Genomic DNA, 13194 nt, shown 5'->3' with positions numbered 1-13194 from the left:
GAGAAGAGGCAAAGCGGGCTATTTTTGAGTATATCGAGGTGTTTTATAACCGAGAGAGACTTCACTCAACCAATGGGTATATTGCGCCATTGGTCTTTGAGGAACCGCTGTCAAAGGCAGCTTAAGAAATGTGTCCGGAAAACTGTTGCCAGATCAAAACGTGTTGCACTTAGCAATTGAATTCGCGCTATGCGATAAACATGGATAAAACCTTTACCACGTTCCCCATAATCTTTTTCAAAGTCAAATTCACAAATTTTGCATAGCGATCCAAATTCATCTAAACAATCCTGACGAGCCTGTGGATCTCTTTCATATGGATTAACTTGTATCGTTTTTTCGCCCCCTCAAAAATAGGGGCTCTAAATAGGGGCTCTGCTCCCTATCATTCCTTTATTTTGCAGTTCATTTATGGGCATCAATCGATTCTGAAACCACCTGGTTCCGCCCATTCTTCTTAGCTTGGTAGAGACGCTCGTCAGCCAAGTTTATGATAGTGTCAGAATTAATATCCTCACCACAGATAACCGAAGCCACACCTAAACTAACGGTAAGGTGATTCTCGATTTCAGAACCTTCGTGGGGGATACTCAAACGCGTAATTTCATCCTTAATGCTCATCGCAATGCCGACAGCACCTAGGTGATCCGTTTCAGGTAGAATGCAACAAAACTCCTCCCCTCCGTAGCGAGCGACTAGGTCCTGAGGCCGTTTGAGTTTACTCTGGAAAACCCCAGCCACCAATTTGAGACACTCATCCCCAGCTACGTGGCCATAAGTGTCATTGAAGGCTTTAAAGAAATCCACATCAATCATGATCACAGAAATGGGCCCTTTTACACGGCGCATGCGATCACACTCGGCATCTAAAACATTGTTGAAGCAACGGCGATTGGCTAATCCGGTCAGGGCGTCGGTGAGGCTGAGGTCTTCGAGTTCATCACGGACTTTCTTGAGTTCAACGAGATTCTTTAACCGCTCCCAGTAAATATAAAGCGTATAGAATGCCAGTAACCATAAAATGACAAGCGCACCTATCGCCAACCCAACATGCAGCCGCCAAGCCGCTTGCCAGTCACTATCTGCTTCGCCAACCAGAATAACAAACGGCAGCCCCTCAATCTTACGAACACCATACAGCCGCGACTGCTTATCCAACGGAGAAGTTTGACGAAACGTTTTGTAGTTTTCATCGGAACCAATAAAGGCTTTAACAATTGAATCATTCACTGTTTTGCCCAGCATCTCGGGCCTGGCTGGTTTTCTTGCCAGTAGTTTTACATTCTGATCACTGATGGCTAAAACACCATGAGTACCGATCGACACCTTTTCAAGCCATGCCGAAAAGAACTCCAAATCCACGCCAATGCCAGCCAACCCACTAAACTCATCCCCCGGAAATTTTCGAGACTGGATAACCATCAGCTTACCGATATTACTGGCAAACATATTTGAAACGTAGGTTTGAATGTTTGGATTATGCATTGGCACGCTACACCATTCACGATGGCTAGCATCAAAGCCCACAATGGAAGGTGTGTGAGTCATAATGCAGTTTTTATCATTTAGGCCCACACCGATAGCATGGGGGAGAGTCTTATACTTGTCCTCAATATATTTTGAGACGCGGGCATACTCATCCGTATTCGTTACAGGAAATTGAAGCGCTGAAACAGGCACCGTGTAGACAATATCACGCAAAATATAATCAGAAGCAGCAAATGCCCCTTTGATCCACTCTCCAATCAAAATGCTGGTATTGGCAACCCGCTCTTCAACTTTAGCCTCTTCCTGCAATAAGGAATATCGCAGTTCATAGAAAGCCATTACGCCAGTCAGCAAACAAAACAATAGACAATACGCAACGCTCTTTTTTCGCTTGATCATAGACTAACGTACCAACGGTTACCAAAATGTCCGAATCCAAATAAAATGGTGTTACAACAACGACTAAAGTGCTTGTCGTCAACAATATTAGATCGGTAGTTCACAGTTTAGGCCTTTTTTATCCTTACCGCTAATAGCGGTGCAAACCAACGCCGCTGGTAAAAATGGCGCGGCTCAAAGCCATTGAAAATCTCACTTAACGTCTCCCTAATATCTCTCTAAAAAAGAGCTTTGATCCCTTGTATTACAGATAGAGGGAGCCCTTTTACGAGTTGGTCATTCCGACAATGGTTTTGGCGATAACGGCAACGACACCATCATGTGAAAAACCAAAGCCCCTTAGTCTTGGACCCAGTCAAACCTATAGTGTTATCCAACTTTGTACTCAGCCGAGGCCATCGTGGCGTTTTGTAAGATAATTATGCGACTCGGTAAGCTGTGCCATCCACTGTTCATCGGATATGGCTTCAGTCATAAAGATGTTCAGCATGACTGTGATGACTGTTTTCATGGCTTAAGGAAACAACGCCTCCAACAGCGGGCATCGACGCCGTCCGCGTTGCTTGCCTTGTTATCTGCGTGTTTTCACTAGGGAGAGATACTTGCTTTCGCACTCAGAGAACAGCGTGAATGGATTCATGCTATTACCGTAATTTTGGATTGTTAAGGTATCACCCTGCTGCAACGCGCTTACTTCAATTTTTAGATTACCGGGCGATTTTGAAGCATGGAGTCCAGAGAATACAATTTGTTGGCCCCGTTTCATCAAAGTGCCTTCAGCAGAGCGAGCATTGGTTGTCACTTTGTATAAAAGTTGATCACCTTCTTGTGATAACCCAACCACCAAGTTACAGGACTCTGGCTCCAAACTTTTGTAGTAAACGAAACTTGATTTCGGCAGCACAGAACACCCAGAAACCGCTGTGAAGCAAATGAGTATATAAAACAACTTTTTCAAATTAGCTCCTCGGATATAACGCTTCATTAACGGGCCAGTGCAACTTGCTTGCGAAGATCCGAGCTCGAAGGGTTGAAGTTGCATCATTGGTTATAAGCTACCAACCCCACCAACGTTCAACCTTGAGTATGCCGCGCCAAATACCCCCAAGAATAGAGGAAAAAAGGCGCGGGAACAGCAACGCAAGCACAGAAAATATGAGAATACAGGCAATAAGATAGGTACTGCTGAAGAACCCTGCATCAAAGTACGCCAGCTGCTTGTTGACTCCAAACCAGATCAAAATAGCAGTAGGTACAGAGAAAAACAGAGATGCAAAGAGGCCGATCAATCTCGATTTGATAAAACCGCCTTGGCTATGATGCCTTGCCATTTTGTGCCGCTACTCCTTGTGTATAACGCCCGGCTCACCGAGCAAATTTTTGATGGTGGCTTTTGTGCGTGTTTTGCACAAAAGGTGATGGTGGGTATTTATCCGGTGTAGTCGTTGCTTATATTTCAAATTTCTCGCGCATGACTTCCAGTATTTTCGGGTCTGTTCCACGCTCCTTAAGTACTTTCATCGTTTCAGCGAAATTTATCCTATGCTCTTCAATTGAATAACTAAACTCAGACTCAGATTTTAAATCAAAATTAGTTTGGCCAGCTATGGCCGCTAATTCTTGTATCTCTTCATTTGTATGATGAACAATGAGAGATAGTATTATTTTTGATGCTTCATTGAGCCAATTAACTGATTTAGTTACTAATGCAGAAAGGTAGGAATAAAACTGCTTTGCATCAGGCGGATACATTAAGTCAATCTCGGTATCAAATACTTTTTGCCTACCATCCTTATCAATATATGAGTTAATACATGACTCAATAATTGTTCTATGGGCTTCTATAAGTTTGAAACTATTATTATCCTTAAATGACTCATAGAATATCTGAGGACTCCACTGAGCGGCCCTTTTAAGTAAAATATCATTTAAGTGGCCAATTCCTCTATTCCGAAAATGATTGGCAAACATTAAGTCTTTTCTTAAGGATCTTGTGCTTAAGGTAAATTCAGTTGAACCATTAATTCTCAGTCTATCAGCGATATCTTTGACATTATTTAGTGTAAGGAAAACACCACGTGTAGCGCGTAATTTCGACAGCCAAGTATCTGCATCAGTAATAGCTTCGGAAAGAAGGGTATCAAAGCTCTGTAACTCATCTTTCAAAATGAGCAAGTTAAGATATTGCGCCTTCTCCGTTATTTGATACTTGTCTTCTGACATCGAAATACCTTACTTAGACTCAGTAAAATAACGCCTTTCTAAGAGGCAAAATATAGTTGGTTAAAATAAGCGAGACACGAGCAAAAAAACAACTGTATTTTATCCTGCTTGAGCAACTTGTTATACGTATGACAAGTCAATTTTAAATATTACTGAAAAGGCTAGTTTTTTACCCTTTACGCTGTGATCTAGTCTTACCACAAATGGTACATTTTTCTTCTACATCATCTAAATCGTTAGTGTATCGTCTACTACTCTCTTCCCAGTTATGAATACCCAACAATTTACATTTAATCCAGGTCAACATATGGACTCCTTTATAATACGTATAACAGATAGTCATTGTGCCCTTTGACACTATAAGCCCCAGACACTATAACTATTGAAACTGGCTCACGAAATAAACTTTTCTTTATATATCAGCAGGTTAAAAACAATCAAGAAAGGTCTTTTACAGAATAATCCCGTCTGTAGAGGCTGCATCCCTGCCATTAACTGGCCTAAATCATAATATCTACATGCCATAAAATCAAAGAGTTAGTTCAATTTTTCAGGCTAAATAGAAAACCTCCCTTGAGCAGAGGCGATTGGTAAGTGATCACTTCAGCGTTGAGGCACTGAATTCAACTCAAGTGCAAAATGAAGCTATGCACCCGAGCTTAAGCGGAGCGTTCGAGCTTTAAGGCTCTATCAATGCGCTTTGAGAGATCGACATAAACGGCTCGAACAGATAACTAATCACCGTGCGGGAACCGACCAATATCGATACCTGTACGCGCACGCCGGGAATCAAGCGGAACGACTGTGCGCCACGCAGAAACTCATACGAGCCGGGCTTCACCCTTACCTTATAGAAAGGCATACCATCATTATCCACCATGCGGTCGGCACTGATCGAAACCACTTCACCGGTAAACCTGTTTCGATCACAGAGATGAAACTAGACAATAGATAAGCTTTACAGGAGATACAAAAAAGCCTGCAGAAAGCAGGCTTAGATATAAGTGGTCGGGACAGCGGGATTCGAACCCACGACCCCTACTCCCCCAGAGTAGTGCGCTACCAGGCTGCGCTATGTCCCGACGATGAGCACTAAACACTTAAAGCGTTTAGCGCTACAACAGAGGTGGCTATACTACGCCAACAATTCACGTCTGAAAAGAACTTTTTAATCGATTTACTTTACCGATTTCAGTAGCTTACGAATATCTTCAAGCTCGGCAATGGTCTGTCGAATCAACTGTTTGTATCGCGCCGTATCATCTTCTGCCTGATCGCCATTGAGCCACTGACGGGCACCGTTGATGGTGTAGCCTTGATCATGTAATAAGCCCTGAATCTGCCGAATAATCAGCACATCCTGACGCTGGTAATAACGTCGCCCGCTGCGTTTAACCGGACGAATCTGCGGAAACTCTTGTTCCCAATATCTTAAAACATGGGCTTTAAGATCACACAACTGCGCTACTTCACCAATGGTAAAATAGCGCTTATTGGGTATATTGGGCAGTTCATCCGAGACTGAATCAGTCTCCTTCATAAGCTTCTACACGTTCCTTAAGCTTTTGTCCTGGACGAAAAGTAACCACCCGCCGTGCAGAGATTGGCACCTCTTCACCGGTTTTAGGATTTCGCCCCGGACGTTCACGCTTATCACGCAGATCAAAATTACCAAAACCTGAGAGCTTTACCTGCTCGTTTTCAGCCAGACTCATGCGAATTTCATCAAAGAAGGCTTCCACCATCTCTTTTGCTTCTCGCTTGTTCAGCCCCAGATCTTCATACAGGCGCTCAGCCATATCTGCTTTAGTCAAAGAGCCCATCAGAATACCCCTGTCGATTACACTCTTAATGTTGCACCGAACTCATTTTTCAGTGCAGACACAACAAAATCAATGACTTCGTTGATCTCTTCATCGTTAAGAGTGCGCGAAGGATGCTGCCAGGTCAAGCCCAAAGCGATGCTTTTTTGACCAGGTTCGACACCTTTGCCCTGATAAACATCGAACAGGGTCACTGCTTGAAGATATTCACCACCGTGCTGCAGCGCAACAGCGCGAAGTTCTTCGAAGGCAACCGACTCATTGACCAGTAAAGCTAAGTCACGACGGCTCTCGGGGAACTTAGACAGGCTGCTAAAGCGTGGCAAGCCACCATCTAACAGTTCTGACTGAACAATTTCGAACAGAAACACCGGACCGGCCAGACCAAGGCTCTTCACTAACTCAGGGTGCAACGCGCCCATAAAGCCAACGGTTTTACCGTTACGCTGAATCGCAGCGGATTGACCCGGGTGCAGGGCTACATGGCGTTCAGCCACAAAACTGAACTGATCAGCACAGCCACCCAATGCGAGCAACGATTCAACATCGCCTTTCAGGTCATAGTAATCCACCGGCGTGTTATCAGCACTCCAGCCTTCGGACTGACGTGGACCACAGATCAGACCAGCAACAACATTCTCCTGAATGAGTTGATCACCTTCAGGCAAGAAACGTTGGCCAGTTTCGAATAGACGCACACGGGCTTGTTGACGATTCTGGTTATATTGCAGCGCCTTCGTCAGTCCAGGCCAGATGCTGGTACGCATCACCGCCATCTCAGCAGAGATAGGGTTCGCCAGTGCTTTCGCCTCATGCTTATCATCAAACTGAGCCGCTAAGCCCTTTTCAATGAAGCTATAGGTGATCGCTTCTTGATAGCCTCGCCCCACTAACTGAGCACGAACGCGATTCAGCGTCACTTTCGACTCATCATTGGCGATCATATTCAGTTCTGCGGTTGGCACCTTAACCGGCAGGTTGTTGTAACCGTAGACCCGAGCTAACTCTTCGATCAGGTCGACTTCGATACTGATATCGAAACGGTAAGACGGCACGGCTACGGACCATTCGCCGTCGGCGCTACGCTCAACCGTCATCCCTAAACGGGTAAGAATCTCTTCGATCTCTAGCGCTGGCATCTCAAATGCCAACACCTGATTAACTTTGCTTTGACGCAAGGTGACGGTCGTCGCAGTGGGCAGGTGCTCTTCTGAGACAGCCTCAACAACAGGACCGACTTCACCACCCACAATATCTAACAACAGCTGGGTGGCGCGCTCAGTCGCCTTACGCTGCAACTGCCAGTCAACACCACGCTCATAGCGATGGGATGCATCGGTGTGCAATCCGTATGAACGTGCTCGGCCGGCAATATTGATGGGGTTAAAATAGGCACATTCGAGGAAAATATCTTTAGATTCCGCCGTGACGCCCGTCGCTTCACCACCGAAGATACCCGCCATAGCCACCGCGTTGTCGTTATCGGCGATGACTAAGGTGTTCTCGGTCAATGTAACTTCGTTACCATCTAACAGGGTTAATTTTTCAGCGGGCTTCGCCTTACGAACAACAATACCACCGCTGAGTTTAGCCAGATCAAAGGCATGCATCGGCTGACCCAGTTCCAACAAAACATAGTTGGTGACATCAACCACAGGATCAATCGAACGAATACCACAGCGACGCAGCTTTTCAACCATCCACAGCGGTGTTTTCGCCGTCATATCGACGCCACGAATAATCCGGCCCTGATAACGAGGACAGCCTTCTGGATCTTCTAGCGTAATCGGCAACGTATCTTCGATCGTCGGTACGACAAACTCAACATCGACATAGTTAACCGGCGCTTTATTCAACACACCGACTTCACGGGCCAGACCCGCAATCGACAGGCAGTCACCGCGATTGGGCGTTAAATCCACATCGATGATGGCATCATCTAGGCCTAAGTATTCACGCAGATCAGTACCGACCGGCGCATCTTCAGCCAATTCCATAATACCCGCATGGTTGTCAGATATGCCTAACTCGTCGTCTGCACAGAGCATACCGAACGATTCAACCTGACGTAGCTTGGCTTTTTTGATTTTAAAGCTGCTACCATCTGCAGCGCCCAACACTGCGCCGACCTTCGCAAAGGCGGTTTTCAGCCCGCCGCGCGCATTTGGCGCACCACAGACGATTTGGAATGTTTCACTGCCGTCGGTTACCTGACATACCTGCAACTTATCGGCATTCGGATGCGGGCCAGCGGAAAGAATCTCACCGACTACCACACCACTAAACTGACCCGCCACCGGAATAATCTCATCAACTTCGAGACCAGCCATCGTGATCTGATCAGCAATACCCTGCGTATCCGTTGCCGGATCAACCAGTTCACGTAACCACTTTTCACTGAATTTCATAATTCTGTTTCCGAAAATTCTTTATCTACTTTTAAACGCTCTCGTTCTCTCTAAAGCCAACTCAACTGATTGCTCAGTTAAATTGCCCAAGGAAGCGCAGATCGTTTTCAAAGAACAGGCGCAGGTCATTAACGCCATACCGCAGCATCGCCAGACGCTCTACCCCCATACCGAAGGCAAAACCGGTGTACTGCTCCGGATCGATATTGGAAGACTCAAATACTTTCGGATGAACGATGCCGCAACCGAGCACTTCCATCCACTTACCATCACCCCGGTCAATATCGACTTCGATAGACGGTTCAGTGAACGGGAAGTAAGACGGACGAAAACGGACTTTGACATCTTCCTCAAAGAACTCTCGCAGGAACTGCTCTAAGGTGCCTTTTAGGTCGGCAAAGCTGATATCTTTATCGACGATCAAGCCTTCCACCTGATGAAACATCGGCGAGTGAGTCTGATCATAGTCACAACGATACACACGGCCCGGACAGATAATCCGAATCGGCGGCTGTTGTGTTTCCATCGTACGCACCTGAACACCCGAGGTGTGTGTCCGCAGCAAGGTATTAGCATTGAAATAGAATGTATCGTGCATCGCCCGAGCGGGGTGATGGGACGGAATATTCAGCGCTTCGAAGTTATGATAATCATCTTCGATCTCAGGTCCTTCCGCCACGGAATAGCCAATTCGGGCAAAGAACTCTTCAATCCGCTGTAACGTCTTAGTGACCGGGTGCAGGCCACCCAATGACTGACCGCGTCCCGGCAGAGTGACATCGATGGTCTCTTCCGCCAGTTTTGCATCTAACGCTGCGGCTTCTAGACTGGTACGACGTGCATTCAGCACATCCTGCAGCGCCTGCTTTGCTTCATTAATTTTTGCGCCCGCCTGAGGGCGTTCTTCAGCACTCAGCGCGCCCAGACCCTTCAATAGCTGGGTAAGATGACCTTTCTTACCCAGATACTGAACCCGCACCTGATCAAGATCCTGCGCGCTTGTTGCCTGTTCTGCCGCCTGTTTGCCTTCAGCCAACAGGATTTGAATGTTTTCCATTTACCGCTCCAGATAAAAATAGGGGAAGAGTTTGCACCCTTCCCCTATCACAACGATCAATACTTACCAGAAGGTAAGGGTGTCTTACAGTGCAGCTTTTGCTTTTTCAACGATAGCAGCAAAAACGTGCGCTTCGTGAACAGCCAAATCAGCCAGCACCTTACGATCGATCTCGATAGATGCTTTCTTCAAGCCAGCAATAAAGCGGCTGTAAGACAAACCATTAATGCGGGCTGCAGCATTGATACGTGCAATCCACAGCGCGCGGAATTGACGCTTACGCTGACGACGGTCACGGTACGCATACTGACCTGCTTTAATTACTGCCTGTTTAGCTACGCGGAATACACGGCTACGAGCGCCATAGTAACCTTTAGCTTTTTTCAGGATCTTTTTGTGACGACGGTGTGCGATGACACCACGTTTTACACGTGCCATATCTTTCTCTTCCTAACTTAGAATTTGTGGTTACTACGACTTAGATGTAAGGCAACATACGACGGATCAATTTCTGATCGGCCGCTGCAACTTGCAACATTGGGCGAAGCTGACGCTTACGCTTAGTCGTTTTCTTAGTCAGGATGTGGCTTGTGTAAGACTGTTTGTGCTTAAAGCCTTTAGCAGTCTTTTTAAAACGTTTCGCAGCACCGCTGCAAGATTTCATTTTAGGCATTACTAAATCCCCACGCATTCGTTAATTATCTTTCACCTGAACAAACAACAAAACCCGTATCTGGCCCACAAAGAGTCAGCACGGGTTTTACGCTGAAGTCAGACTACTTTTTCTTTTTCGGAGCTATGACCATGATCAATTGGCGGCCTTCCATTTTTGGACGCTGCTCAACGACACCCAACTCTTCCAGATCTTTTTCGATCCGGTTTAATAGCTGCATGCCTAACTCCTGGTGTGCCATTTCACGGCCGCGGTAACGTAGTGTTACCTTGACCTTATCGCCACCTTCAAGGAAACGTATCAGGTTGCGTAGTTTTACCTGATAATCCCCTACTTCCGTATTTGGACGGAATTTTACTTCCTTAACCTGCATCTGCGTCTGCTTCTTCTTAGCAGCATTCGCTTCTTTTTTCTTTTCGTACAAAAACTTACCGTAATCCATCACCTTACAGACGATAGGATCAGAATCAGAAATTTGTACCAGGTCAAGGCCAACTTCTTGTGCCGCCTCGAGGGCGTCTTTGATAGGCACAACACCTATCTGCGTTCCATCCGGACCAATCAACCGACACTCGCGGGCGCTGATATTCTCATTTATAGGCGGCTTATTCCGCTCATTACGCCCTCTTCTGTTATCTCGCTTGATAGCTGTATCTCCAATCTATTAATTATTCTTTGCGGCCTTTCTGAGCAACGTCCTGCTTCAGATGCTCGCAAAACTCTTCAATCGACAATGTGCCGAGATCTTCACCGGTACGGGTACGAACTGCCACGGTACCAGTTTCTACTTCCTTATCGCCGACAACCAGCAAATAAGGAACTTTCTGAATTGTGTGCTCGCGGATTTTAAAGCCGATCTTCTCATTTCTCAAGTCCGCAGATGCAAAGAATCCAAGTTCTGTCAGTTTTTCTTCAAGTTCGCGACAATATTCCGCCTGTTTATCGGTAATATTCAAAATTGACACCTGTTTTGGTGCTAACCAAGTCGGTAAAGCACCGGCAAAGTTTTCAATCAGAATACCGATAAAGCGTTCAAATGAACCCAAAATAGCACGATGAAGCATAACCGGTGTCTCGCGATCACCTGATTCATTGACAAACTGCGCGCCCAAACGACCGGGCATCGAGAAGTCTACCTGTATAGTACCGCACTGCCAGACGCGGCCCAAACAATCTTTCAAGGAAAATTCAACTTTAGGGCCATAAAAAGCACCTTCGCCCGGCAACTCATCCCAGTCTAAACCGGCAGCATCAAGGGCATCACCCAAGGCTTTCTCGGCTTTGTCCCAAACTTCGTCAGAACCCACCCGTTTTTCTGGACGAGTCGAGAGCTTATAAATCACATCACTGAAGCCAAAATCAGCATAAACTTCATGCAAGAATTCGATAAAGCGCGCCACTTCATTCTGGATATCATCTTCAGCACAGAAAATATGAGCATCATCCTGAACAAAGCCACGTACCCGCATAATACCGTGCAATGCGCCAGATGGCTCATTACGGTGACAGCAGCCAAATTCAGCCAAACGCAATGGCAGATCGCGGTACGAACGTAATCCTTGGTTAAACACCTGAACGTGACAAGGGCAGTTCATCGGTTTAATTGCAAAATCGCGGTTTTCGGAATGCGTGGTAAACATCTCTTCTGAGAATTTATCCCAGTGACCCGATTTTTCCCACAAAGTCCGTTCAACGACCTGAGGAGTTCTGATCTCATCGTAATTATGCTGACGCTGTTTGATCCGCATATATTGTTCGATTGTTTGATACAACTTCCAGCCATCAGCGTGCCAGAACACCATTCCCGGCGCTTCTTCCTGCAAATGGAATAAGTTCAGTTGCTTACCCAGTTTACGGTGATCACGTTTTTCCGCTTCTTCTAGGCGGTGCAGATACTCTTTAAGGTCTTTTTTGTCGCCCCAAGCAGTACCATAAATACGCTGTAACATTTCATTGTTTGAATCGCCGCGCCAGTATGCACCGGCCAGTTTCATCAATTTGAAAACTTTAACATGCCCAGTAGACGGCGCATGAGGTCCACGACACAGGTCGATAAAATCGCCTTGGGAATAGAAAGACAGATCTTGATCACTCGGAATCGCTTCCAGCAATTCAACCTTATACTTCTCACCCTTCTCTTCGAATAACTTAACCGCGTCCTCTCGACTCATCAAAGAGCGAGAAATCGGATAGTTCGCTTTAGCCAGCTCTTTCATTTTCGCTTCGATCTTCTGAAGATCGTCCGGCGTAAATGGGCGTTCGTAAGCGAAATCGTAATAGAAGCCGTCTTCGATCACAGGACCAATGGTCACCTGTGCCGTTGGAAATAGCTGCTGTACCGCCATGGCCATCAAATGAGCACAGGAGTGACGAATCACTTCTAAGCCATCTTCATCGCGGGGGGTAATAATGGCTAAGTCAGCGTCTTCGGTAATGGTGTAGGAGGTATCCACCAATTCACCATTTACTTTACCGGCTAAAGCAACTTTAGCCAGACCAGCGCCAATATCAGCGGCAACATCGAATACAGTAACGGCATTAGCAAACTCGCGTTTGCTGCCATCAGGAAGGGTAATTACAGGCATTGTGTGTTCCTATTTTATTTAGCTCAAGGGTGACCAGTACCACAGACCGCCCTAAGAATTTAGTTGCCGTTACAAACCAAGTAGCGGCATTACAGGCGCGGCATTTTACCGGAAACGCGACTATAAAGCTATTTAGAAACGGCTCAGCAGGCTATCGATGTTTATATTGGCCCTTAGACAATCTATTTGCGCGAGGCAGTTTTAGGGGCGATAGATAGCATCAATAGGCAGCGGCTATAGATAGTTGCGATAAATGACAGCACCATGCTATCGCTGCCGGAGGCAGATCCTACGGCAACAGCAAACCATTCAATTTTTTTTGTAGGAGCCTCTTCTAGAGGCGATATATGACAGTACTATGTATCGCAGCCAGAGGCAGCTCCTACAGTAACAGCAACCCCTTCATTTTTTGTGTAGATACTCTGTTAATGCTCAAGCTTTTTTTCACTGAAATTGAATAATTTGTCAGAATCAAAAGCTTGGCATTGACGGTAAACAGTCCATAATCCCGTTAAATACTTACGCATGATAGCCACGT

The 13194-nt window shown here is 46.0% G+C and carries 13 protein-coding genes, 1 tRNA gene and 1 pseudogene; 1 reads left to right on the top strand and 14 read right to left on the bottom strand.

The window, feature by feature from the left end; translation table 11 throughout:
- On the top strand, positions 1-125 hold a 125-nt coding region (locus EH243_RS18285), incomplete at its 5' end, for an IS3 family transposase (protein ID WP_164549116.1).
- A gap of 280 nt (positions 126-405) precedes the next feature.
- Here the strand turns inward: EH243_RS18285 and EH243_RS18280 are convergent.
- The 14 genes and pseudogenes from EH243_RS18280 to thrS all read right to left on the bottom strand — a co-directional run bounded on the left by EH243_RS18280 (position 406) and on the right by thrS (position 12656).
- Positions 406-1887, bottom strand: a complete 1482-nt coding sequence (locus EH243_RS18280; protein ID WP_126160099.1) for a diguanylate cyclase — start codon at positions 1885-1887, stop codon at positions 406-408.
- 571 nt (positions 1888-2458) lie between these two features.
- Positions 2459-2845 (bottom strand): hypothetical protein, encoded by a 387-nt coding sequence (locus EH243_RS18275; RefSeq protein WP_126160098.1) that lies wholly within the window; start codon positions 2843-2845, stop codon positions 2459-2461.
- A gap of 97 nt (positions 2846-2942) precedes the next feature.
- Positions 2943-3218: a hypothetical protein gene (locus tag EH243_RS18270; RefSeq protein ID WP_126160097.1), complete on the bottom strand. Its 276-nt coding sequence runs from the start codon at positions 3216-3218 to the stop codon at positions 2943-2945.
- 118 nt (positions 3219-3336) lie between these two features.
- Positions 3337-4110 carry a hypothetical protein gene (locus EH243_RS18265; RefSeq protein WP_126160096.1) on the bottom strand — a complete coding sequence of 258 codons (774 nt, stop codon included), beginning with the start codon at positions 4108-4110 and terminating at the stop codon, positions 3337-3339.
- Between the two features lie 679 nt (positions 4111-4789).
- Positions 4790-5017 (bottom strand): annotated as a pseudogene (locus tag EH243_RS18260) (beta-barrel domain-containing protein); the annotation flags it as partial.
- Positions 5018-5115: 98 nt separating this feature from the next.
- Positions 5116-5192: transfer RNA gene (locus EH243_RS18255), tRNA-Pro, on the bottom strand.
- Between the two features lie 95 nt (positions 5193-5287).
- Positions 5288-5650, bottom strand: coding sequence for a MerR family transcriptional regulator (locus EH243_RS18250; protein WP_126160094.1), 363 nt, complete (start codon positions 5648-5650; stop codon positions 5288-5290).
- The gene (gene ihfA / locus EH243_RS18245) at positions 5637-5933 is read right to left on the bottom strand and encodes an integration host factor subunit alpha (protein WP_091357359.1); all 297 of its coding nucleotides are present in this window, start codon (positions 5931-5933) and stop codon (positions 5637-5639) included. Before ihfA ends, EH243_RS18250 begins: the two co-directional genes overlap by 14 nt.
- A 17-nt stretch (positions 5934-5950) precedes the next feature.
- The gene (pheT, locus tag EH243_RS18240; RefSeq protein WP_126160093.1) at positions 5951-8341 is read right to left on the bottom strand and encodes a phenylalanine--tRNA ligase subunit beta; all 2391 of its coding nucleotides are present in this window, start codon (positions 8339-8341) and stop codon (positions 5951-5953) included.
- A 73-nt stretch (positions 8342-8414) separates the two neighbouring features.
- A complete protein-coding gene (gene pheS, locus EH243_RS18235) occupies positions 8415-9398 on the bottom strand; it encodes a phenylalanine--tRNA ligase subunit alpha (protein WP_126160092.1) in 984 nt (327 codons plus the stop codon).
- Between the two features lie 84 nt (positions 9399-9482).
- Positions 9483-9836 carry a 50S ribosomal protein L20 gene (gene rplT / locus EH243_RS18230; protein WP_126160091.1) on the bottom strand — a complete coding sequence of 118 codons (354 nt, stop codon included), beginning with the start codon at positions 9834-9836 and terminating at the stop codon, positions 9483-9485.
- A 40-nt stretch (positions 9837-9876) separates the two neighbouring features.
- A complete protein-coding gene (gene rpmI / locus EH243_RS18225; RefSeq protein ID WP_091357366.1) occupies positions 9877-10071 on the bottom strand; it encodes a 50S ribosomal protein L35 in 195 nt (64 codons plus the stop codon).
- Positions 10072-10174: 103 nt separating this feature from the next.
- On the bottom strand, positions 10175-10717 hold the full coding sequence (gene infC, locus EH243_RS18220) for a translation initiation factor IF-3 (RefSeq protein ID WP_126160090.1): 543 nt from the start codon (positions 10715-10717) through the stop codon (positions 10175-10177).
- Between the two features lie 22 nt (positions 10718-10739).
- Entirely contained in the window at positions 10740-12656 is a 1917-nt protein-coding gene (thrS, locus tag EH243_RS18215) for a threonine--tRNA ligase (RefSeq protein ID WP_126160089.1), read from the bottom strand.
- Positions 12657-13194: the final 538 nt, after the last annotated feature.

The organism is Amphritea opalescens, assembly GCF_003957515.1.
In the GTDB taxonomy this organism is placed as follows: domain Bacteria; phylum Pseudomonadota; class Gammaproteobacteria; order Pseudomonadales; family Balneatricaceae; genus Amphritea; species Amphritea opalescens.
This window is presented reverse-complemented; position numbering and strand designations above follow the sequence as displayed.

Bases quoted from the DNA above. Each gene is read 5' to 3' on its own strand.
- EH243_RS18280 (WP_126160099.1), bottom strand. From the start codon at position 1,887: ATGATCAAGCGAAAAAAGAGCGTTGCGTATTGTCTATTGTTTTGTTTG.
- EH243_RS18270 (WP_126160097.1), bottom strand. From the start codon at position 3,218: ATGGCAAGGCATCATAGCCAAGGCGGTTTTATCAAATCGAGATTGATC.
- EH243_RS18265 (WP_126160096.1), bottom strand. From the start codon at position 4,110: ATGTCAGAAGACAAGTATCAAATAACGGAGAAGGCGCAATATCTTAAC.
- EH243_RS18250 (WP_126160094.1), bottom strand. From the start codon at position 5,650: ATGAAGGAGACTGATTCAGTCTCGGATGAACTGCCCAATATACCCAAT.
- ihfA (WP_091357359.1), bottom strand. From the start codon at position 5,933: ATGGGCTCTTTGACTAAAGCAGATATGGCTGAGCGCCTGTATGAAGAT.
- pheT (WP_126160093.1), bottom strand. From the start codon at position 8,341: ATGAAATTCAGTGAAAAGTGGTTACGTGAACTGGTTGATCCGGCAACG.
- pheS (WP_126160092.1), bottom strand. From the start codon at position 9,398: ATGGAAAACATTCAAATCCTGTTGGCTGAAGGCAAACAGGCGGCAGAA.
- rplT (WP_126160091.1), bottom strand. From the start codon at position 9,836: ATGGCACGTGTAAAACGTGGTGTCATCGCACACCGTCGTCACAAAAAG.
- rpmI (WP_091357366.1), bottom strand. From the start codon at position 10,071: ATGCCTAAAATGAAATCTTGCAGCGGTGCTGCGAAACGTTTTAAAAAG.
- thrS (WP_126160089.1), bottom strand. From the start codon at position 12,656: ATGCCTGTAATTACCCTTCCTGATGGCAGCAAACGCGAGTTTGCTAAT.